Source organism: Collinsella sp. AM41-2BH, assembly GCF_003468085.1.
Lineage (GTDB): Bacteria > Actinomycetota > Coriobacteriia > Coriobacteriales > Coriobacteriaceae > Collinsella.
The window spans coordinates 102,637-124,790 of sequence record NZ_QSGH01000003.1 but is presented as its reverse complement, the minus strand read 5'-3'; the positions used below and the strand labels follow the sequence as shown (position 1 = coordinate 124,790).

The 22,154-nt window shown below is 60.6% G+C and carries 15 protein-coding genes; 8 read left to right on the top strand and 7 right to left on the bottom strand.

Going from position 1 to position 22,154, the window contains the following annotated elements; translation table 11 throughout:
- Nucleotides 1-7 precede the first annotated feature (7 nt).
- The 5 genes from DW899_RS02750 (at nt 8) to DW899_RS02730 (ending at nt 7,958) form a co-directional block, all read left to right on the top strand.
- Nucleotides 8-1,438 carry a hypothetical protein gene (locus tag DW899_RS02750; RefSeq protein ID WP_117799928.1) on the top strand — a complete coding sequence of 477 codons (1,431 nt, stop codon included), beginning with the start codon at nt 8-10 and terminating at the stop codon, nt 1,436-1,438.
- Between the two features lie 118 nt (nt 1,439-1,556).
- Nucleotides 1,557-2,273, top strand: coding sequence for a DUF554 domain-containing protein (locus tag DW899_RS02745; protein WP_172622415.1), 717 nt, complete (start codon nt 1,557-1,559; stop codon nt 2,271-2,273).
- An 87-nt stretch (nt 2,274-2,360) separates the two neighbouring features.
- Nucleotides 2,361-4,100 (top strand): TerB N-terminal domain-containing protein, encoded by a 1,740-nt coding sequence (locus tag DW899_RS02740; protein WP_233539879.1) that lies wholly within the window; start codon nt 2,361-2,363, stop codon nt 4,098-4,100.
- Nucleotides 4,093-5,397: an ATP-binding protein gene (locus DW899_RS02735; protein ID WP_117790672.1), complete on the top strand. Its 1,305-nt coding sequence runs from the start codon at nt 4,093-4,095 to the stop codon at nt 5,395-5,397. The genes DW899_RS02740 and DW899_RS02735 overlap by 8 nt, the downstream gene beginning before the upstream one ends.
- 116 nt (nt 5,398-5,513) lie before the next feature.
- Complete coding sequence (locus DW899_RS02730) at nt 5,514-7,958, top strand: DEAD/DEAH box helicase (protein ID WP_117629644.1); 2,445 nt, start codon at nt 5,514-5,516, stop codon at nt 7,956-7,958.
- 185 nt (nt 7,959-8,143) lie between these two features.
- On the opposite strand, the gene DW899_RS02725 is transcribed toward DW899_RS02730, so the two are convergent.
- The 4 genes from DW899_RS02725 to DW899_RS02710 all read right to left on the bottom strand — a co-directional run bounded on the left by DW899_RS02725 (nt 8,144) and on the right by DW899_RS02710 (nt 12,631).
- A complete protein-coding gene (locus tag DW899_RS02725; RefSeq protein WP_117629643.1) occupies nt 8,144-9,019 on the bottom strand; it encodes a spermidine synthase in 876 nt (291 codons plus the stop codon).
- Nucleotides 9,020-10,924: an elongator complex protein 3 gene (locus DW899_RS02720; protein ID WP_117799927.1), complete on the bottom strand. Its 1,905-nt coding sequence runs from the start codon at nt 10,922-10,924 to the stop codon at nt 9,020-9,022. It lies immediately after the preceding gene.
- 97 nt (nt 10,925-11,021) lie between these two features.
- Nucleotides 11,022-11,921, bottom strand: coding sequence for a DUF4097 family beta strand repeat-containing protein (locus DW899_RS02715; protein WP_117799926.1), 900 nt, complete (start codon nt 11,919-11,921; stop codon nt 11,022-11,024).
- Nucleotides 11,918-12,631, bottom strand: a complete 714-nt coding sequence (locus DW899_RS02710) for a helix-turn-helix domain-containing protein (RefSeq protein ID WP_117629640.1) — start codon at nt 12,629-12,631, stop codon at nt 11,918-11,920. Before DW899_RS02710 ends, DW899_RS02715 begins: the two co-directional genes overlap by 4 nt.
- A 219-nt stretch (nt 12,632-12,850) precedes the next feature.
- Here DW899_RS02710 and DW899_RS02705 point away from each other — a divergent pair, with 219 nt between their 5' ends.
- The 3 genes from DW899_RS02705 (at nt 12,851) to DW899_RS02695 (ending at nt 17,715) form a co-directional block, all read left to right on the top strand.
- The gene (locus DW899_RS02705) at nt 12,851-13,771 is read left to right on the top strand and encodes a hypothetical protein (protein ID WP_147349715.1); all 921 of its coding nucleotides are present in this window, start codon (nt 12,851-12,853) and stop codon (nt 13,769-13,771) included.
- 113 nt (nt 13,772-13,884) lie between these two features.
- Nucleotides 13,885-14,724, top strand: a complete 840-nt coding sequence (locus DW899_RS02700; RefSeq protein WP_117629638.1) for a tRNA (guanosine(46)-N(7))-methyltransferase TrmB — start codon at nt 13,885-13,887, stop codon at nt 14,722-14,724.
- 309 nt (nt 14,725-15,033) lie between these two features.
- A complete protein-coding gene (locus DW899_RS02695) occupies nt 15,034-17,715 on the top strand; it encodes an RNA helicase (RefSeq protein ID WP_117799925.1) in 2,682 nt (893 codons plus the stop codon).
- 80 nt (nt 17,716-17,795) lie between these two features.
- On the opposite strand, the gene DW899_RS02690 is transcribed toward DW899_RS02695, so the two are convergent.
- The 3 genes from DW899_RS02690 to DW899_RS02680 all read right to left on the bottom strand — a co-directional run bounded on the left by DW899_RS02690 (nt 17,796) and on the right by DW899_RS02680 (nt 21,983).
- Nucleotides 17,796-19,553, bottom strand: a complete 1,758-nt coding sequence (locus DW899_RS02690; RefSeq protein ID WP_117799924.1) for a DUF2130 domain-containing protein — start codon at nt 19,551-19,553, stop codon at nt 17,796-17,798.
- Between the two features lie 139 nt (nt 19,554-19,692).
- Complete coding sequence (locus DW899_RS02685; protein WP_117799923.1) at nt 19,693-20,457, bottom strand: ChbG/HpnK family deacetylase; 765 nt, start codon at nt 20,455-20,457, stop codon at nt 19,693-19,695.
- Between the two features lie 77 nt (nt 20,458-20,534).
- Nucleotides 20,535-21,983, bottom strand: a complete 1,449-nt coding sequence (locus tag DW899_RS02680; RefSeq protein ID WP_117799922.1) for a PTS transporter subunit EIIC — start codon at nt 21,981-21,983, stop codon at nt 20,535-20,537.
- Nucleotides 21,984-22,154: the final 171 nt, after the last annotated feature.

Genomic DNA, 22,154 nt, shown 5'->3' with positions numbered 1-22,154 from the left:
AGACCCCATGGCATCGAAGAACCTTTTGCCCGTCGTCGCACTCTGCGGCGCGCTCGCAACCGGAACGCCTGTCGCCGCTTGGGCGACTCCCGTCATGGCAGACTCCTTACCAGCAGCCCTAAGCTCCGCACCAAATCCGTCGAGCGCCATTGCGTGCAAGCGTTTTTCGTTCGCACAGGCCGCAATCTCAACCTCGGGATGCCTTCGTCGTAATACGGACGGCTCGATAGTCGTGGATATCAATCGTTCGAACAAGGCAAACGGCTCCCAGGCGGGGTGCGCCGTCTGCACATGGCGCTCGATTGTGCTCGATGCAGATGGCGATCCGTGCGATTTGGGGTTGCGCATCGATATCGCTTCGGTCGATGACTCGGCGAACGGAGCGAAGGTCGCCTTCGACGGTGCGTTTTTCGAGAAAGGAGGCGGTATATGTCTGGGCTGCGCCGCCGCGAATGCAGACGATGTGCAGCCCACCCTCTCATTCACGGCATCGCTGCGGCTGACCAAGGCGGGCACCGATGCCATCGCGGCGGGAGAAGCATCCCTGCTGTTCTACGCCGTCAGCACCAAAGACACAGACGCTCATTTCGAGAAGCCAGCCGGATCACTCAGCCTTACACGAGGGATAGAGGCAGGCCCTATTGAAATCGATGCCCACGCGCAAAGCAGGCAACGCATTCTTGCCGACCCGGCGCTTCTCGAAATGGAGTGGAACGGATCCGGAGCCATCGGGATTGTCCCCTCCGCGCTTGACGCCAAGACGCTCCCCTCAAACGACGAACCCATCAACGCAACCATACAAGAAGAGAGCACGGACAAAGAAGCAGGTGCGGGCGACACGCCGTCGCCGACAAACAGCGTCCCAGCTTCTTTCGAAGCACCGAATGAGCCCGCTACCGGTCCAAACGATCCCGAGCTCGCGGACAGTCTGGGACTTGCTGATCCTCAGGAGATCGATGAAGGTAACTGCTGCGTGCTTGCCGCCCTCGACCACACAGAGGTCATCGATGCTGCAAACATCGAAGTTGCCGCCGCCAATCAGCCCGTCCGCAAGTCGGCCATCATCGCATTTCCCGAATCCATCGAAGTCGTCTTTTTGCCATCGGGCGAGGTCGTGGCCCCAACACTGCTCACCTTGTTGGGCGCCAAGAATACTCGAAACGAAATTAAAAAGGTCACGGTTGTCGACCCTGCAACCACCGCTAAACTGCGTCTATACGCCGTTGCCCCAGACGGAGGCAAGACCTTGGAATTCGATGGCGACACACTTCTAGCCTGGCGACGTCTGGACATTATGCAAGACGTCTCGTATCAGATCGAACTCGAAGGGTTTGATCGTGCCCGCGATGCCAATATCATCGCCGCGGCTATTGAATCCCCGCAGCGGCTTATGACACTGCGCTTTGACTACTACCCCTATGTCCCGACAACCACCTGAGGCTTAAATGCTGCGCATCATTCCTAATACCACTTATATAACGTATTAGATGAGTCGCGATGTGCCTCGCATTTCGTTCTGCTACGATTGCCACGTTGGCATCAATACAGGAGGGCTCATGCCGGGCTTGGGAACAATCATCAACGTTGCGCTTTTAGTTGCGGGCGGTCTTTTGGGATTAGCGGGCGGCCGCTTCATTACACCGCGCATCCAAGACACGCTCATGAAAGCATCGGGGCTGTGCGTCCTGTTTATCGGCCTGGGCGGCACCATGCAAAAGATGCTCATCATCGATGGAAAGGCGCTAGCGACCACCGGTACCACCATGCTCATCGTCTCATTTGCGCTCGGTTCGCTCATCGGCGAGGCCATCAACTTGGAGGCCGCCATCGAGAACCTTGGCGAATGGCTCAAGCGCAAGACTGGCAGTGAGGGCGATAACGAGTTCACCAACGCTTTTGTCTCGACTTCACTCACCGTGTGCATCGGCGCCATGGCCATTGTGGGATCGATCCAGGACGGCCTGCTCGGCGACTGGTCAACGCTTGCCCTCAAGGGCGCACTGGACTGCATCATCGTCTGCACCATGACGGCCTCGCTTGGCCGCGGCTGCATCTTCTCCGCCCTGCCCGTCGCCGTGTTCCAGGGGACGATCACGTTGTTTGCCGGCGCGCTCTCCCCCATCATGACCACAGCAGCCCTCAACAGCCTTTCGCTCGTAGGCTCCATGCTCATCTTCTGCGTCGGCGTCAACCTCATCCGTCCTCAGACCTTCCGCACGGCCAATATGCTTCCCTCCGTCGTCATCGCCGTCATATACGCCCTCCTGTTCTAAATCTAGCAACGCAGCGGTATCTCGAACATCTGTTTGATGCTGTGCTATGATATGAGGTCACCGTAGCTGCGTTCGAGAGGAGGAGCGGTGGCCGACCAGGACATCAAGATGCTCATCGAGCGCATTATGGCCGAGGCCCGGACCCATCAGTCCGCCCGCTTCTCAAACGAAACCTACGCAGACGAGCCGATTCTCAAAACCGGCCGACAGATGCAGAATTTCCTCCCCGACCAGTACCGTAAAATGCGCGAGATATCGCGCTGGCAGGATGACCCCAAGGGCGGTGCGGGCCGCTGGCTTTCGGAAGCCGAGCTTTTTTACCGCCAGGGCCTGCTGATGGCCGACTTTGAGGACGACTGTCCCTACAACGGCACCTTTAAGTCGTACTTTCCCACCTACAACGCCATGAGCGACCGGCAACTGCGCGGCTACTTTACCTGGCGTGCCCAAGTGCGCCGCGGAACCGTCGAGGAAACGTCTACGTCCTTTGCCTTTCTGTATCTCTATGAGCTGATCTGCGGCATTGGCGTAGATAATCCACTCGATGGTTTTAACAAGATCAAGGCTTTTTGGGATGTCTATCGCGCCCTCGAGCCCGGCATCGACCGGTTTGCGCGCGTGTGGCTGCAAGATTACGCCGTGTTCCACGGGCTCGACCCCAAGCTGCTTCGCGACTCTAAAACCGTCATGTTCGATAACGCCCTTATCGAACTGCGGCGCGCGGCACGAGACCTTGTACCGGCACCGTCCGGCCAGACCCCTAAGCGTCGCAAAACCTCCGAGCCCACGCTCCCCCTTCCGCCCGATGAGGTGCGCGAGGAGCGACTCATGGCCGCCATCAACGCCCTCTCCACGTACAACCTAAGTAGCTCGCGGCTCGACCGCAGCCACCACCGTGATCTGCGCCACGTGGCGTGCGCCGTGTATGTCCGCATGGCGCGCTACTATGACACGCACCGAAAGACCGGCATCGTGGCAAGTTTATTTGGGGAGGAGACGGCCATGCCCTACACCATGTTTGCCTCGGCCGTATTCTTTGCGCCCGAGCGCCACGAGGACTGCGAATACCGTCTGGACCCCATCCATATCTACCGTTGCCAAAACGGTTTTTGGGAATGCATGCGGATTCACGGCAGCAGACAAAAGAGCAGCAAACTTGGCGAGATGATGCGCGCCTGCGACCAACGCCTGCGCCTGGCCCTGGACCCTGCCCATCCCCTTAAGGAAGAAAAGGTCCCCAAATATCTGGCCAAGATTATCGATGACGAGATTGTGGCATGGCTTTCGTGGGACGCCGCACACCAGCCCGTCAAGATCGATATCGATCTGAGCCAGCTGGGGCACATTCGGAGCGCTGCCGCACAAACGCGCGAAGCGCTTTTGATCGACGAGGAACGCGAGGACGGCACGCTTGCGGATGCCGAGGTGACAGTTGCCGAACGACGGGAAGCCAAGCCCGTGGCCGGCACGATCGCCGAACCAGTCGCGACGACCATGCAGCAGGACGAGGCTAGCGAGCCGACCATCTCCACCGAGCAGTTTGGCGTCGTGGCCCCGCTCCTCGCACCAGCACCCACGTCCGCTGACACCGCGTCCGCACTCGATCCCGCCGCAGACGCCTATCTTCGAGCACTACTCGAGCAAAACGCAGCGCAGACGGCATCGGCGGTGGCGCAGTCGGGCAAGAGTGAGGACATGCTTGTCGATACCATCAACGAGGCGCTCTTTGACCTGGTGGGAGACACCGTTATCGAATTCGGCGCGGCAGGGCCGCAGATTATCGAGGACTACGAAGCAGACGTGAGAGGATACCTAGACCATGAGTGATACCGCATCCGCAGCACCCCGCGTGCCCAAGCGCGTCGCTGCCGTCATTCTCAACTCGCTCAAGGGCGGCGTGGTCCCGCGCATCGGCCTTCCTTACATCACCGTAGGGCGCGAGGTCGAGATCCGCGCCCTGCTCACCGATTTAAGTCTCATCGCCGATGGCGGCGCGAGCTTCCGCTTTTTAGTCGGTCGCTACGGCGCCGGTAAGAGCTTTTTGCTCCAGACCATCCGCACGCACGCCATGGGCGAGGGATTCGTCGTCGCCGATGCCGACTTGTCGCCCGAGCGACGCCTGCAGGGCGGTCAGGGGCAGGGCCTTGCCACCTACCGCGAGCTCATCCGCAATATATCGACCAAGACGCGCCCCGAGGGCGGTGCGCTCAACCTTATTCTGGATCGCTGGGTCGCCTCGTGTGCCGACGTCGACGAATCGGTCGTCAATGCCCAACTGGCCCCGCTCGAGGAGATGGTCCACGGCTTCGACTTCACCCGCATGCTCCGCCGCTATCGCATGGCCGCATCCGGGGGCGACGAAGAGACCATGAGCCGCGTGACCAAATGGATTCGCGGCGAATACCGCACCAAGAGCGAGGCACGCGCCGAGCTGGGCTCCTCAACCATCATCAGCGATGACGACTGGTACGACTACGTCAAACTCATCGCGCGTTTTTTGGTCTGCAGTGGCTACAAGGGCATGCTGGTGCTCATCGACGAGCTCGTGAATCTGTATAAGATTCCCAACGCCATCACGCGCCAATACAACTACGAGAAGATCCTGACCATGTACAACGACACGCTCCAGGGCAAGGCGCAGTACCTAGGCATGATCATGGGCGGCACGCCAACCTCCATCGAAGACCGCCGCCGCGGCGTGTTCTCCTACGAGGCCCTGCGCAGCCGACTCGCTCAGGGCCGCTTTGCGCGCGAAGACCTTAAGGACATGCTCGCGCCCATCATCCGCCTGCAGCCACTCACCTACGAGGAGCTGCTGGTGCTGATCGAAAAACTCATGCAAATTCACGCCGGCTACTTTGGCTGGACGCCCACGCTTACCGAGAACGACTTGGTGGACTTCCTCAAGATCGAGTTCGGTCGCGTGGGAGCCGACACGCATCTGACGCCGCGTGAAGTCATTCGTGACTTTATCGAGCTGCTCGACATCCTATGCCAAAACCCCGACGCCAACGTGGCCGAGCTGCTGCAAAGCGTCGGCGGCGACGCGTTGGCGCCGGCAACCGCAACAGGCGACACCGGCACCGCAGGCGGCGACCGCAACTTCGCCGAGTTCACCATCTAACCCACCAAAAAGGGACAGGTTTATTTTGGCAGGTTTTATCTGGGCAAACGTTGAAGCAGTAATGCAGCAAGCCGTTGCCAGCCGCGTTGAGAGATTCGTTGTTGAAAGGAGGCCCCGTGAACGCCTTTGACCGCTACGCCCCGTTTATCCAAGACTTCATCTACTCCCACGATTGGGAGAGCTTGCGCTCTATCCAGGTTGCGGCGGCAGATGCCATCTTCAACACACAGGACAATGTGCTCCTGACGGCATCCACGGCTTCCGGCAAAACCGAGGCAGCCTTCTTTCCCATCCTGACCGAGTTTTGGGAGAACCCGCCCGCAAGCGTGGGCGCCCTCTACATTGGCCCCCTCAAGGCGCTCATCAACGACCAATTCTTCCGCCTCAACGACCTGTGCGAAGAAGCCGATATCCCCGTCTGGCACTGGCATGGCGATGTCTCGCAATCACACAAGGCCAAACTCATCAAAAAACCGAGCGGCATCCTACAGATTACGCCCGAGTCGCTCGAGGCACTCCTGATCCATAAGCACATGGCGATCCCGCGCATGTTTTGCGACCTGCGCTATGTGGTTATCGACGAAGTCCATTCGCTCATGCGCGGCGACCGCGGCGGGCAGACGCTCTGTCTTATCGAGCGCCTCTCGCGCATGGCAGGCGTGCAGCCCCGCCGCATTGGCCTTTCGGCCACCATCGGCGACCCCGAGCGCACGGGCGCCTTTCTCTCGCAGGGAACGGGGCGCGACTGCGTTATCCCCCGCTTTGAGGAACCGCGCCGCGTGTGGCGCATCTCCATGGAGCACTTCTACAACTCGGGCCCCCAGGCTCAGCAGCGGGGATTCATGGGCACAGGTCCTCAAGAGGCCGAAGTACTCGCGTGCGAGCGCATCGAGGCAGCGGCATCCGCGGCGCTGCCCGCCGGCGCCCAAGACATGCGTCACAGCGGACAGCTCACACAAGAGGAGCGCCATCAACGTCGTGAGCGGGCACGGGGCAAGGCCGCTCCCAAGGACCGCCAAACTTCCTCGGCCCCCGAGGGCGAAGTCGACATCCCACGAGCGACCGAGCAGGCGCTTCTCAACCCCACCGACACGGCGCCCGACAACGCCGACCCCGGCATGGGCTATATCTTCGAACACACCCGCGGCCGCAAATGCCTGGTCTTTGCCAACTCGCGCGAGGAGGCAGAGGCCGTATGCTCCATGCTGCGTAGCTACTGCGAGAGCCGGCACGAGCCCGACCGCTTTCTCATCCACCACGGCAATCTTTCGGCATCGCTGCGCGAGACGGCAGAAGAGCTCATGCGCGACGAGGAACAGACACAGACGACCGTCACCACCTCTACGCTGGAGCTCGGTATCGATATCGGCCGCCTGGAGCGCGCCTTCCAGATTGACGCGCCGTTTACCGTCAGCTCCTTTTTGCAGCGCATGGGGCGCACAGGCCGTCGCGATCTTCCGCCCGAGATGTGGTTTGTCATGCGCGAGGAAGAGCCCGAGCCGCGCACGATGATGCCCGAAACCATTCCCTGGAAGCTCCTGCAGGGTATCGCGCTCGTACAACTCTATCGCGAGGAAAAGTGGGTCGAGCCACCCGAGCTCGATCGTCTCCCCTACAGCCTGCTCTATCACCAGACTATGTCGACCCTCGCCAGCACCGGCGAGCTCACGCCGGCCGAACTTGCCCAGCGCGTGCTCACGCTCAGCTATTTCCACCGTGTCTCGGCAGACGATTACCGTGTGCTGCTACGTCACCTCATTAAGATCGACCATATCCAGGTCACCGAAGGTGGCGGGCTCATCGTGGGTCTCGCGGGCGAGCGCATCATCAACAACTTTAAGTTCTACGCCGTGTTCCAGGAAAACGAGGAGTTTACCGTCCGGAGCGAATCGGCCGAGCTGGGCACGATCGTTAATCCGCCCCCGCCCGGTGAGCGCATCGCCATCGCCGGACACTGCTGGATTGTCGAGGAAGTGGACTGGAAGCGCCACACTGTCTTTGCCACGCAGGTCAAGGGCCGGGTGCCGGCCTACTTTGGCGACTGCCCCGGCGACATTAACACGCATGTGCTCGAGCGTATGCGCCAAGCGCTCACTGAGCACGCAGCATATCCGTACCTTATGGGTAACGCACGGGCTCGCTTGGCGCAGGCTCGTCATACCGCCGAGATTTCGGGCGCGGGAACTAAGCCGCTCATCAATCTGGGTGGCGACACCTGGGTGCTCTTCCCCTGGTTGGGCAGCTACGCCTTCCTAGCACTCGAGCGCATGCTTAAAATCAAATGCGCCGCTGAGCTGGGCCTTCGCGGACTCGACCCGTCACGCCCGTACTTTATGCAGTTTAAGATGAAGGCCGACGAGGAGACGTTCTTTGAGGTGCTCGCCGCCGAGGCCGAAAAGGACTTCGATCCCATCGAGCTCGTCTATCCTGGCGAGGTGCCTTACTTTGACCGCTACGACGAGTTTGTTCCCGAAGAGCTCGTGCGCAAGGGCTTTGCCGAAGGCGTGCTCGACATAGAGGGCATGAAGCAGCGTGTCCGCAGCTGGCGCGACCACGCCTGAGACCAGTCTTTCTGGGACGGGGCTTGTTGAGCTACTTCTTGGCCAGGCGCCGGCAGCATGATTTTTCTGGGACGGGGATTAAAAAATCATTCTGTACCTAATGATTTTATAATCCCCGTCCCAGAAAAATCATGCCCGTAGCTAAAAAAGCCCCGTCCCAGAAAGACTGGTCGCAGGGAAACGCGCTAGTCATGGAGGGTAGCGCCGAGAAAGTCGGCGTCGAAGGGCACGGCTTCGGCAAAGGCGTAGTCGCCGTCGCTGACAATGAGCAGGTGGTTTTCCTCGCCGCCGAACTCCGTATCGCCACATGGGACCACCCAAACGTGGTCGAACACCTCGAGCGCCGTGGCGGCGCAATCGCGCAGGAACGTCACGTCGCTCCCCTCGTTCGCGCTCACAATATTAGCCACGTAGATGCCGCCCGGGTTCAAGCTACCCCGCACTAAACGCAACGCCTCAACGGTTGCCAGCTCGCGCACGGGCTCGGCACCGCCAAAGCAATCGCTCACGACCACGTCGTAGCGACGATGACCCACGCTCGTCACGCCCAGATACGAGCGAGCCTCAGCGGTAATCACCCGCAAGCGGTCACCCACCGCGCGCTCCAGCTCGTCTAGGTAGAACCAGCGGCGCGCCAGGCGCGTAATCTCTCCGTCATACTCAATAACGTCCATGCGCAAGCCCTCGTGCGACATCAGAGCGAACTTAGGATAGGCAAACCCGCCACCGCCCAGCATAAGCATGCGGTCGATACCGTGACCATAAGCGTCACGCATTGCGCCCTCGGCCTCAAACACGTCATCAAACGCGCGATAGTACGTAAAGACGGGCTCTGCCCAACGCTCGCCAACGTAGCTCGCGCTTTGGTAGACGCCGCCCTGCACGAGCACACGGACCTCGTCACCGCTCTCATCGTGCATGCGCTTCACGCGCGCCAACCCATTGCGAGTTCGCGCAACCTGCAGACAGGCAGCACGAACAGCGACAGCGGCCGCACCAAGCGCCGCGGCTCCCAGAGCAACGCCGGCAACGACGCCGGCAGAAACACTCGGCTTGTTCATCTAGAGCTCCTTTTGCAGATAAAGGCCATGGTCATAAAATCCAAGATGGCGATAGTACTCGCGTGTGCCAATCGCGCTAATCACGTTGATGCGCGCATAACCCGCATCCCGGGCAATCTCGCATGCATGCTCTACGAGCAAACGCCCCAAACCGTGATGCTGCGCCGCCTGGCCTTGATCCCCCACGCGCGCCGCCATGCCATACACGTGCACCTCGCGAATCATCGCCTCGTCCGGCGTCGTCGGCAACTCGTCCGCATGTGCGGTGACAAAGGCGCGATCGGGCAGGGACAGGCGCAAAAAGCCCGCGATCTTGCCCCGCGGCGTCACCCACTGCAAAAAGCGCTCGCGCGTCACCGGCGTCTCGTAAGCGACCTCATCAAGAGACAGTTCGTCCAGGTCGGCGCCCGCGGTGCTGATCTCGCGATAGCGGATCTCGCGCACCGTCGCGCCTTCTCCACGAGCCGCCAAGCGGTTCTCGACGAGCTGACGCAGGTTGGGCTTCTTGTTGCCCACCATAATGTCGTCGGAGCTAAAGTCGCGAATCATGCGGCTGATGCGGCAGAACGCCGGCGTCACCACGATGTCGTTTGCCAGCACATCGAGCAGCTCGTCCTCGGTATAGGGGCGCCACTCGCCACGCTCATAACAGCCCACCAGGCGCGAGCCCTCGATGAGCGCGCACGGGTAGACCTTGACCTCGTCGGGCATAAAGGCGCCCTCGGTCACAAAGCGCTCGTAGTCGCGCTTGTCCCCCTCGGGCGTAGCGCCCAGCAAGTTGAGCATAAAATGCGCGTGGATCTTAAAGCCAAACAGGCGCGCGAGCGAAAACGCCCGCTCGATCTGTGCCACCGAAATGCGACGCTCGTTGATATCGAGCAGGTGTTGGTCGAGGCTCTGGATGCCCATCTGGATCTTGGTGCAGCCCAGACGGCGGATGAGCGTGAGCGCCTGCGGCGTTACGGCATCGGGGCGCGTCTCGATAACGAGCCCCACCACGCGATGCTTCGCCGTCTCGTTGATGCGCTGCTGAAGCTCGAGCTCCTCCATCGTTGCCGCCTGCCACTCGGCGACCTCGCCCCACGGCGTACCGGGGCCGTACAGACGACGCACCGCGCGGTTATAGCCGCCCACGGCAGCATCCACGCGCTCCTGTTCGCCGGCAACACCGCTCGCAAGCTCAGCCTCATCGGTCGCAATACCGGCAGCGCGATAGCGTTCGCGTCGCTCCGCCACCACCGGCGGCAGCGTATCGGCGGGAGCGCCATCGAGCAGGCGCCCTGCCTCGGCACGGCTGATGCCCGGACGCGCCAACATGGGGTTAGCAGCCACGCCGGCAACGGCATCGTCATTGAGCGCACGGAAAAGCTCCGACATAAACCACGTCTGATAGCCTTGCGGATAGTCGCTCCAGGTACCGCCGAGCACGATGAGCTCAATCTTATCGGTCGCATGTCCCATCTGCGAAAGCGCGGTCAGGCGAGCGCTCACCTGCAGATACGGGTCGAAGCAGTTTTGCTCCGCACGGGCGCATGCCGGCTCGGCGTGCAGATAGCTCTTGGGCATGCGCAGGTCATTGGGGCAAAACAGGCAATCTCCCGAGCACGGCCACGGCTTGGTGATGACGGTAATGGTCGCCACGCCCGAAGCCGTGCGGCGGGGCTTCATGCGCAGCACCTGCAGCAGTTGGCGCTCTAGCTCGGCGTCGACATTCCATGCCGTCCAACGAGCCGGCTCCTCGCGTTTCACCCGCTGGTAAAACGGCAGCAGGCGACGCTTGGCCAAATCGCGCTTGTCGGCACCCTCACGGCGCGCCTCGGCATGTATCAATTTGACGAGTACCTTGTCGTCCACGGTCTCACCGCGACGCAGGGCATCGAGTATGTTCAAAATAATCTGTTCCATGACCCCATTGTAAAGGCAAAGGCGCCGGAGCCGATCTCGGCTTCGGCGCCTTCATCAAACAGCGCGGCTACGTTTGCGGGTCTCCGAAAACCACCCGTCACTCCGAATCAAACGACACGTCACCCGAACCAACCTCAAAACGATACGTGGCAGACTTATCACCGTTGTCGAATTCAAGATTTAATATGGTCTCGCCATCGTAGCCAAGCGGAAGGAAATCGCTCTCGAAGTCACCGCTGCCCACGGCGAGGCTCGCCTTAAAGCCCGTAGAGTTCGGAACCGTCATCTCCACGTCGCCCGAGCCCACGCTCACGTCCATCGACTTCGCGGGCGCCTGGTAGAGCTCGAACGCCACATCGCCCGAACCTACCTTGGCATTCAGGGTGTCGGTTACAGTACCAGCAAACTCGATGTCTCCCGAGTCCAACGTCAAATCAAAGTCGTGGCACGCAATGTCCGCGACCGTCAGGTCTCCCAACCCCACGTTTGCCGTAATGCCCATCATGTTATCGGCAAGCTCACGCGGCAGTTCAATGGTGACCTTACGGTCATGGGCGCGCTCGTCATCGCAGTCGAACTGGCTGATCTTGAGTGTAGAGCCCTCGATCTTGACCAGATTCTGAGTGGCGGCATCGGAAGCAGACACCCCCTTTGCAACGTGCCCGCTTTCGATGACACGCACCGGTCCGCCAGAGACACGTTTAACCTCGACCGTTCCCGACGTCACATCCAAGTCGAGCGATTGGAACGCGTCTTCGTCAAAAGTCGTGCTCGAAAGCTGCTGAGGCCGAGCGGAATAGTTACCGCCATCCAAAGAATCGTCCCCGTCAACCACATCGTCCATACCGGACAAACCGGATGCAATATCGCCGAGATCCCACGGGCCATCAAAATGAAACAATATCCGCGAAGTGCCAAAGATAAGCCCGATGATGAGCACGAACGCTCCGATACCGACGCCCAGGCGGACCTTGGACTCATGCGAGAGCTTCATCATTCATCACCTTCTTTGGCGCTCGGCTCAGCGGCGGTCGAGGAAGCCACGTCAGTATCAACCGCAGCGGAAACATCCTGAGCCTTAGCCGCCTCCGGCGCCGGACCAACCTGAATATCCCCGCGTGCCCAATCGCCATCGAGCGCACGCGCCACCCAGTGATAGATGGGGATTGTAAAGAAGATCAGCGCGGCAAAGGAGCCACCAAACAGGAACATCAGCAAAAAGAACAGCAGCCAGCACACGGCCCAATACGGAAACGACTGGAACGGACCTTTCAACGGAGTCGAGCCAGCTGCGCCGCCACTCGTCACCTGCGCCGTAGCGGCATTGGCGGCCTGCGCACTCCAGCTTGCCGCTTGCGCCGCCTTGGCCGCAGCATCACTCGCCTGCGTAGCTGCCTCCGTGGCGCGCGCCGCCGCCTCATGGGTGCGGGCACGTTCTGCCGCCTCGGCCTCGCGCTGACGGGCGCGGTCCTCGTTCTCAAACTCGATATCGTCCTCGATCTCATCGCTCGGATTGAGGAGCTCGTCCAAACTCACGCCATAGAGTTTTGCGAGCGAGATCAGGTTCTCGGTATCGGGCGAGCTCTCCGCACGCTCCCATTTACTGACCGCCTGGCGCGACAGCCCCAGCTTTCGCGCCAGCCCTTCTTGGCTAAAACCCTTGCTGCGACGAAGGTCGGCGAGCCGCTGCGCAGTTTCTACATTCATGGTTCCTCCTATGCGATGCCAGCCGTGCCGCCGGACCGTTTTTGTTCTTAAGGCGCCTTGCACAGTTAAAAATCTATCCGCCACCGCCAAAAGCATGCCACCTATTCTAGTGAGATTTTTGACAACCGGCGGTTGCGGGCATATATGAGCTGCGGAAATGTGTCCAAACAAAGCAATGACCCGCAGCTCGGTTGTCCCCGTTGCGGCGTTAACGGTAGTATGGTCGTACTGTTTATTCCGCACCGCCAACGGAGGGAGTTCCGCGCCGTGAACCGCGATTTCGCCTCATCGCTCATTCAGCTCAACAATACGTTCTATCGCGAGCACTCCGCCTCCTTCTCCGATACGCGCCAGGCACCGTGGCCCGGCTGGGTACGCACCATGGACATAGCGCTCGAGCAGCTCGACGTCGCCACGATCGAGCATCCCGTCCGCGTCTTCGATCTCGCCTGCGGCAATATGCGATTCGAGAACTTTGCCGCCGGCGGCGCACTTGCCGCCAAGGGCGTCGACGGCACAAACCCCTCGGCAGACGCCAGTTGCCCGTTTGAGTTCTATGGTGTTGACTCGTGTCAGGATTTGGCTATCGATGCGCACGGTCACGCCCTGCGCATTCCCAACCTGCACTTCCAGGAACTCGATGTGCTCGACGCCCTCATGAAGCTCAACCCCGCCAAGACACCCGACGTGCTTTTCAACGCCCCGCTCGCCGACATCTCGGTCTGCTTTGGATTTATGCACCACGTGCCGTCGTGCGAGTACCGCGTACGCGTGCTCGACGCCCTGGTGCGCCAGACGCGCCCAGGCGGCATCATCGCCATCAGCTTTTGGGAGTTTATGAACGACGGGCGCATGGCGCGCAAGGCCGTTCGTGCCGAGGCCCGCGCCGAGCTCACCCCGCCGTTTGAGGGTTACGATTCCGCGCAGTTTGAAGCCGGTGACCACCTCATTGGCTGGCAAAACGACCGCCACGCCTACCGCTATTGCCATCACTTTGACGATCAGCAGATCACCGACCTGGTGCGCGGCGTCCGTACGTTCTACAAGAGCGGCGAGGTCCCCGTGCGCGAGCTTGAGCGCTTCCATGCCGACGGTCGCAGCGGCGATCTCAACCGTTACGTGATTCTCAAGCGTCTATAGGCGTCAGCGACTCGTCGCTGAGCCGCACCGCATCTTTTGGGCAAATCGCCCCCCTTCTAACCCATCACCGGAACGTGCAGCCATGCGTTCCATACTTATGACCAAGGAGCCTCATGGGAGCCGTCCACGTTCGCACGCCTAAGAACTTTGTGCTCGAAGAGCGCCTGGGGCGCTACGCCGATGCAATCGAGACGAACCCCGAGGCCTATGCCGGAGATTGGCGCGAGGCTTGCGCGCCAGTTGGCAGCAAGCCCTTCGAACACCTTCACCTGGATCTTGGCTGTGGCAAGGGAACGTACCTTGTAGAGCGTGCGGCGCACGAGCCAAACACCCTCTTTATCGGTATGGACCAGGAGCCCATCTGCATCGCCTATGCCGCACAGAAAATCTGCGAGCAGGAGCTATCCAACGCACTCGTCCTGCCCCGAGGCGCCGCAACGTTGCCGCAGCTGTTTGCCGCAGGCGAGCTCGACGCCATAACCATCAACTTTCCCACGCCGCAGCCCAAGGCCAAGTACGCCAAAAAACGACTCGTCCATGTCGACCATCTGATGCTCTACCGCCCGCTCTTTTCAGCCGGCGCCACCGTCACACTGCGAACCGACAGTAAGCCATTGCGCGACTACGCCCTGGGGCAGTTTGCCGCGGCCGGCTACGACACGCTTTGGGTAAGCGACGACGTCCGCCGCGACCATCCCGAGCATCCCGAGACCGAGTACGAATGCCGCACGCGCGAGATGGGTGCCGTCGTCTATGGCATTTGCGCCACACCCGGCGCGCAGCCCAGCAATGAACAGCTCGCGGCGGGCCGCGCGCAGGAGCAAAGCCTTGCCTGCTACCTGCCCGAAAACCTCGATGAGCTCACCTATGTACCTCTGGGCATGGAAGAGGCCGTCGAGAACTTTAGAAACCGCACCCGCAAAGGCAAAAAGCGCCTTCCGCAGGAGTCATAGGGGCTTTTGACAGTCACGTCGCCAGCGAGCAAGCGCAAATAGGCACCGACGAACGACCCTCAAGCCTAAGTGAGTAGACTTTTTAGCAATAGCCAAGCACAACCCGCATAGGAACAAGTAAAACCGCAGGTAAATCCCTTACGCAAAAGCCATGTGCTGGCGAAATCGCAAAAAGTCTACTCACTTAGCTCGCGGCTGCACCAAACGGCTGAGCAGGACGCCCATTTCCTGCATTTTCTTTCGCGCTGGCACCCCGCGCCGCCGCTACGCCATAATAGTTGGCGGACAATCGCGAGAGAAAGCAAACACATGGCACAGACCACGACAGATATCGCCGCCAGCACCGTCTCCGGCGCCGGAGCCGCCAGTTCATTCTCGGGCGGCACGGGAACCGAAGCCGAATTCGGCTCACTCGGTGCGCTCTCCCCCACCTGGTGGGAGCCCGAGGACGGCAGCGAGCCCGAACCATGGCTCACGCCCGATCAAGCCTTCGAACGCTTCTTTGAATGGACGAGCGACCGCGGCATCGAGCTGTGGGATCACCAAGAAGAGGCCCTCATGGACCTGGCCGCCGGCGATCACGTCATCTTAGGCACGCCGACCGGCTCGGGTAAGTCACTTGTTGCGCTGGGCATGCTCTTTATGGGCATGGCACAGGGCAAGCGCTGCTACTATACGGCTCCTATCAAGGCTCTGGTCAGCGAAAAGTTCTTCGATCTGGTACAGGTGCTCGGCCGCGATAACGTCGGCATGATCACCGGCGACACGCATATCAACACCAAGGCACCCGTCATCTGCTGCACGGCCGAAATCCTTGCCAACGATGCGCTCCGCGAGGGCGAGGACGCCGGCGTGGGCTGCGTGGCCATGGACGAGTTCCACTACTTTGCCGACCCCGACCGCGGCTGGGCCTGGCAGGTGCCGCTGCTCACCCTGCCCCATACGCAGTTTATGCTCATGAGTGCCACGCTCGGCGATGTCACTGCCATCGCCACCTCACTCGAGGAACACACCGGCGCTACCTGCGACTTGGTCGTCGATGCCCCACGCCCCGTGCCGCTGAGCTACGACTACGTGACGACCTCGCTTGAGGGCACCGTCGAGCTCGCCATGCGCCGTGGCGAGGCCCCGCTCTACATCGTGCACTTTAGCCAGGACGCCGCACTTGCGACGGCGCAATCCCTCGCCAATTTTGGCATCGCCAGCAAGGAGCAGCGCGAGGCTATTAAGGAAGCCGCCAAAGGCACGAGCTTCTCGACGGCCTTCGGCAAGATCCTCAAGCGTTTGCTCGGCTGCGGCGTCGGCGTGCACCATGCTGGCATGTTGCCGCGCTATCGCCTGCTGGTCGAGCGCTTGGCGCAGCAGGGCCTGCTGCCCGTCATCTGCGGTACCGATACGCTCGGCGTCGGCATCAACGTACCCATCCATACCGTGGTGCTCACCGCGCTCACCAAGTTCGACGGCTACAAGATGCGTCGCCTGCGCGCCCGTGAGTTTCATCAGATCGCTGGTCGCGCCGGTCGCTCGGGCTTCGATACCGAGGGCATGGTGATCGCCGAGGCACCCGAGCACGAGATCGAGAATGCCAAGCTTATGGCCAAGGCGGGCGACGATCCCAAAAAGCTCCGCAAGATTAAAAAGAAGAAGGCCCCCGAGGGCTTTGTCACCTGGAACAAGCAGACCTTTGAGCGCCTGATCGAGACGCAGCCCGAGACGCTCAAGCCGCGCCTTCGCATCACACACTCCATGGTGATTAGCGTGGTCGAGCAGGGCGGTGACGCTCGCGCCCGCGTGCACGACCTCATCGAGACAAGCCTGCAGACCCCCGAAGAAAAGGCCAAGCTCGAGGTTCGCGCCGACGAAATCTTCGCCACGCTCATCGACTCCGGCGTCGTCGTGCGCACCGAGGTACCGCCCGCACCCGACGCTCCGGCTGATGCCGCGCCGGACATCGACTACGCGCTGACGGTCGACCTGCCCGAGGACTTTGCGCTCGACCAGCCGCTCTCGCCGTTTTTGCTTGCCGCGTTGGAGCTGCTCGATCCCGAGAGCGAGACCTATACCATGGACCTGATCTCAATGGTCGAGGCAACGCTCGAGGATCCCAAGCAGGTGCTGCGCGCTCAGGAGCGCGCAGCGCGCGACCGCGCGATGGCCGAAATGAAGGCTGACGGCGTCGAATATGAGGAACGCCTGGAGCGCATCCAGGATGTCACCTACGAAAAGCCGCTCGAGGATTTGCTCGACGCCGCTTTTGACAAGTACTGCCAGGAAGTACCCTGGGCAAACGACTACCAGCTCTCTCCCAAGAGCGTCCTGCGCGATATGCTGGAAAGCGCGAGCGATTTTAAGGGCTACATTCAAAAGCTCGGCATCGCCCGCTCCGAGGGCATTTTGCTGCGCTACCTGGCAGAGGCTTACCGTTCACTCGACCGCACCGTGCCCATCGAGAAGCGCGACGAGCGCCTGCGCGACATTATCTCGTGGCTGGGCTTTGTGGTGCGCTCGGTCGACTCGAGCTTGGTAGACGAGTGGGAGAACGCTGGCAACCCGGCAGCCCTCGACGCCACGCCGCCGCAGGGCATCGACGAGGTCGTGGCGGACCGTCGCGGCTGCACGTTGTTGGTGCGCAACGCGCTCTTCCGCCGCGTGACCCTTGCCGCCCGCGAGCACGTTCGCGACCTGGGCGAACTCGACGACGACTGGGGCATGAGCGAAATTCGCTGGCAAAAGGCGCTCGATGCCTACCATGAGCAGCACGAGGAAATCCTCACCGACGGAGATGCCCGCAGCGCCGCGATGTTTTCCATCGACGAGTCCGACGAGAAGACCGCGCACGTATGGCACGTGCACCAGATCTTTGCCGACGAGGACGGCGACCACGACTTTGGCATCATGGGCGATGTCGATCTGGACGCCACGCAAGACGGCGGCGAGGTCATCTTCAAGAACTACCGCGTCGGCTTTATCGAGGACCTGCTCGAGGACTAGCCGGGCACAATGGAATGGAACGAAGCGGGGCCGCTGGCAACATTGCCAGCGGCCCCGCTTTTTGCGCGATACGCTATCCCCTACTCGACATCCTCGACCTCATACGAATCAGCCTCGGCTGGCTCATCGTTTGTCTCTGGCGCAGCCTCGCGTGCCTCGTCAAACGCTGCCTTCATGGTCTTGTTGCCCCATGTGAGCTTGCGAATGGTAAGCTCATCGGCCTTGTTGTGGGCCAAGCGTAGGTTCTCGGTGCTGCGGCGCAAATCGTCCTTGGTCTTCTCGAGCTGCTTAATGGCGGCATCGATCTCCTTGATTGCCGACTCGAATTGCTTGCTCGCCAGGTTGTAGTTGCGCGAGAAGCCATCCTTGAACTTCTCCATCTTGGCTTCGAAGTTCGTGACATCGATATTCTGCTGTTTGTACTCCGCCAGTTCCTGCTTATAGCGAAGCGAACCCATAGCGGCGTTGCGAAGGAGCGTAATCATGGGAATGAAGAACTGCGGGCGGATCACGTACATCTTCTCATAGCGGTAGCTCACGTCGACGATACCCGCGTTATAGAGGTCACTCTCGGGCTCCAGCAGGGTGCAGAGCACCGCATACTCGCAGCCTTTCTGGCGGCGATCGTGATCGAGTTTCTTAAAGAAATCCTCGTTCTTGTGTTTGGTCGCGGTCTCGTCGTTCTCGTTTTTCATCTCGAACATGATCGAAATGATCTCGTTGCCGCTCTCGTCACACTCGCGGAAGATAAAGTCGCCCTTGGTACCCTCGGATGCATCGTTATCCTTCTCGAAATACGCGTTGGGAAACGCCGTCATGCGCAGGCGGTTAAACTCGGTCTCGCAGTGCTGCTCGAGCGACTCGCCCACCATCTTGGTGGACAGGCGGACCTTCATGTCCTTAAGGCGCTCAATCTCTTCATCCTTGTAGCGAATCAGTTCCTCGTTCGCGCGCTTGGTCTGCGCAAGTTCGAGCTCGTGTGCCGCCTTGGCCTGCTCCTCGCGTGAATCGCGCACCGCCAGCTCACTCGTGAGCTTGGCGCGGGCCTCGTCACGCTCACGCTCCACCGCGGCGACCGCCTCCGATAGGTTCATCTTGGCCGTCAGTTCCTGTTCGCGCAGCTGAGCACGCAGACCCTCGGCCTCCTGCTCGGACTGAGCCTTTGCGACGGAAAACTTCTCCTGAACCTTCGCGCGATAGTCAGCAAGCGTACGTTCGGCCTCGCTGCGAGCGGCCTCGAGCTCACGCTGCGACTCGGCCGCAGCAGCAGCAAGCGCCATCTCCTGGGCCTTGTCCGCCGCGGCGAGCCTGGCTTGCAGCTCGGCAATCTGGGCATCACGTGCGGACAGGTCGTTTTGAGCAGCATTGCGTGCCGCTGCCTCGGCAAGCTTGGCTTCATCATCTTTGCGCCCCAACTGCGCACGCAGGTTGTCGATCTCGCGCTGCAGTTCGGCATTCTCCTTTTGAGCATCGGCGCGGGCCTCAACCGCCGCGCGCTGGCTTGCACTCTCGCGCTCTGCAGTAGCGCCTTCGAGCTTGGCGCGCAGCTCGGCAAGCTCGGCATCGCGCTTGGCGACTTCTTGCGCCAGCTGTTGAGCCGCAGCGTTCTTCTGCTCTACGAGCTCAGCGTCGCGCTGAGACTCTGCCTTTTGCAAGGCAGCCGTCGAGCGCGAGCGCTCAAGCTCCAGTGCCTGCTCGCCCTCGCGCTGAACCGCCTTCACGCGCTCATCCAGGTCGCGCGAGAACTCGGCATCGCGCACCTGCTTGACGATATCCGCATAACCGGACGCATCGACCTTAAAAACTTCGCCGCAATGCGGGCACTTGATCTCGTTCATGGCAGCTCCTCGATGGACGCAAATTTCAACCGCCTACACTCTACCGCGCCGCACGGACAAAAAAGACGCCGCCGCCATAATGGCAACGGCGCCAGAACCACCACAAAGGCGACTGCCCCCTTTGTGGTGACTTGGGTCCTTACAGGTCGCGGTAGTCGATCAGGCGAAGATCAGGTTGAGACTCAAGCCAAGTGCGAAGCTCGGGGTCAATCAGCGCATCGACTTCCTTGGTGCGGTCGGTCGTGAGCGAGCTGTTCTCCAAGATAAAACGATCGAGATAGCCCGGATGGCACACAAAGACGACCGTCTCGCCGTCCACCATCTCGCGAACCGTCTGCATGATTACCTCTTTGGGCTCGTAGCCCGGTTCCATCGAGCGCATCACCATGCGCAGATCAGTATCTCCGCAATGCACCACAGCCGCGGGGTCGAAGCTCGCCTTTTGCTCCTTAAGGCCCAGCTCCTGAGCAACCGCCGAGATCGCTCGGTTAAGGTTTTTGCTCATGACGGCATGGGCCTCAAAGTAATCGGGCTCGCGGCCCACGATCTCGACAAAGCGGTCATGCTGCGCGCGGATCTCGATGCAGGCCTCGTCGAAGTCTATCAACTCCTCGCCGCGCTTAAAATGATCGCGGAAGGTACGGCTGCTATGGAACTCGCCGTTCTCGTTGAGCATGCTCGGAATGAGCGCCGGGTCGGCACACGGCTTGCCCAGGCACACGTTGGTATGCTGACCCACCGCAATGCCGACATCCGCCACGAGCGACCAGCCACGCTCGGCCTCGGGCATATTGGGCATAAGTCCCGCCGAGCGCACCAGGCCCTCATTGATACTGCGGGCAATCCCCAGGTTAACGGCATACGAATAACCGATATCGTCGGCACGAATGAGCAATTGCTTCATATTGACCCCCATCTACGGAAAGGGACACTTGAAGCGCAGCCAAGTGCCCCAGATAATTGTCCTACCGAACGGATGCTTTAGGCTTTGGCGGCAGCAGCGTCTTCGTCGAGCTGCTCCTTGGTAAAGCCAAAGAAGTAGGCGATGGCAGCGGCGGCAACAAATGCAGTGCCCGATGCAACGCAGCCCCATACGAGATTAGCAGTTCCGCCTGCAACATAACCTGTAATACCAAGGATATTAGTTGCGCCCAAAACATACGTGGTCACATTAGTGAGAGCCGCGATCAGGCCGCCGATAGCGCCGCCCGCGACCATGGCACCCAGGCAGCGAGTATACTTAAAGCCGCAGCCATACAGCGCGGGCTCCGTCACGCCACCGACAATGCCGGAGAGCGAGAAACCAAGCATAGCGCCCTTTTCGTCGACCTCCTTAAGGCGCAGGAAGGCACCGAAGGCCATGCCCCACGTGGCGAACTGAGCGATAGCACCCGCGACCATAACGCAGGAGTCAGACCCTGAGGTGAGCACCTGCACAATGCCGAGGGCAATCAGAACCTGGTGCATACCGGTCATAACCAGGAACTCCCAAAGCGCAGCAATGGCGACGAGGGAGAGGATCGTGACGATGCCGCCAGCGTTTCCGAGGCCGAACATAAAGTTGCCGACCAGGTCGCCCAGAATGGAACCAATCGGAGCTAGGGCGCACAGGGAAACGGGGGTCATCACAGCCATGGTGCACACGGGCACAAACACCGTGGAGAGCATGTCGGGGATGATCTTCTTCATGAACTTCTCGACGACCATCAGCACCGGCATAGACAGCAGCATGGGGAGCACGGTCGCAGAATAGTTGTTCAGCTGAGCCGGGAGCACGCCGTAAACCATCGTGGTCGTAGCACCAGAATCCGCAGCGGCGTTGACCAACGTCATGAACTCGGGGGCAATGAGCACGCCGCCGAGCATCATGCCGAGCGGCTGGCTGCAGCCGAGCTGCTTTGCGGCAGCCCAACCCAGATAGACAGGAAGGAAATAATAGCCGGCGTTGTAAATCCAGTTGTAGAAGAAGTTGTAGATGTCAGAATCGGCAGACCAGACACCGAGCATGCCGTCGCCGCAAAGTACGGCAAGTGTGCGGAACATAGCGGCGCCCATGATAATGGGGATCGTCATGCACATTGTCTTGGACAGGTAGTTAAGGGCCTTCTTGCCCGCAGTCTTGACCGTCAGTGGCTCCTTGGTGCCGTCATCGAGGTTCTCGTCAATGGAGCCTTCGCCCTTGACGCCCAGCGCAATGGCGGCGTCATAGACCTTCGGCACGTTCTGGCCAATGATGACCTGATACTGGCCGCCAGACCACTGTGCGCCCAGCACACCCTTGATCTTCTTAACTTCATTATCATTGGGAATGGACTGATCTTTGAGGTTCAGACGCAAGCGGGTCATGCAGTGCGTCGCGTTCGTCACATTGGAGGCGCCGCCGACGGCAGCGAGCACGTCCTCGGCAATCTTCTTGTTATCGACAGCCATGTCGAATCCCTTCTCTTCCAACTAAAGGCCGTGGGACTTCACGGCGCCAAGACGCACGATTCCGCTCGCGCCTGCGCAGCGCGCGATATCAGTTGGCAAGAGATTGATTTGCATGTGATTCCCGGGTGGATCGACATGAAAAAAGCCCCGCGCACAACCGACAGAGACCCA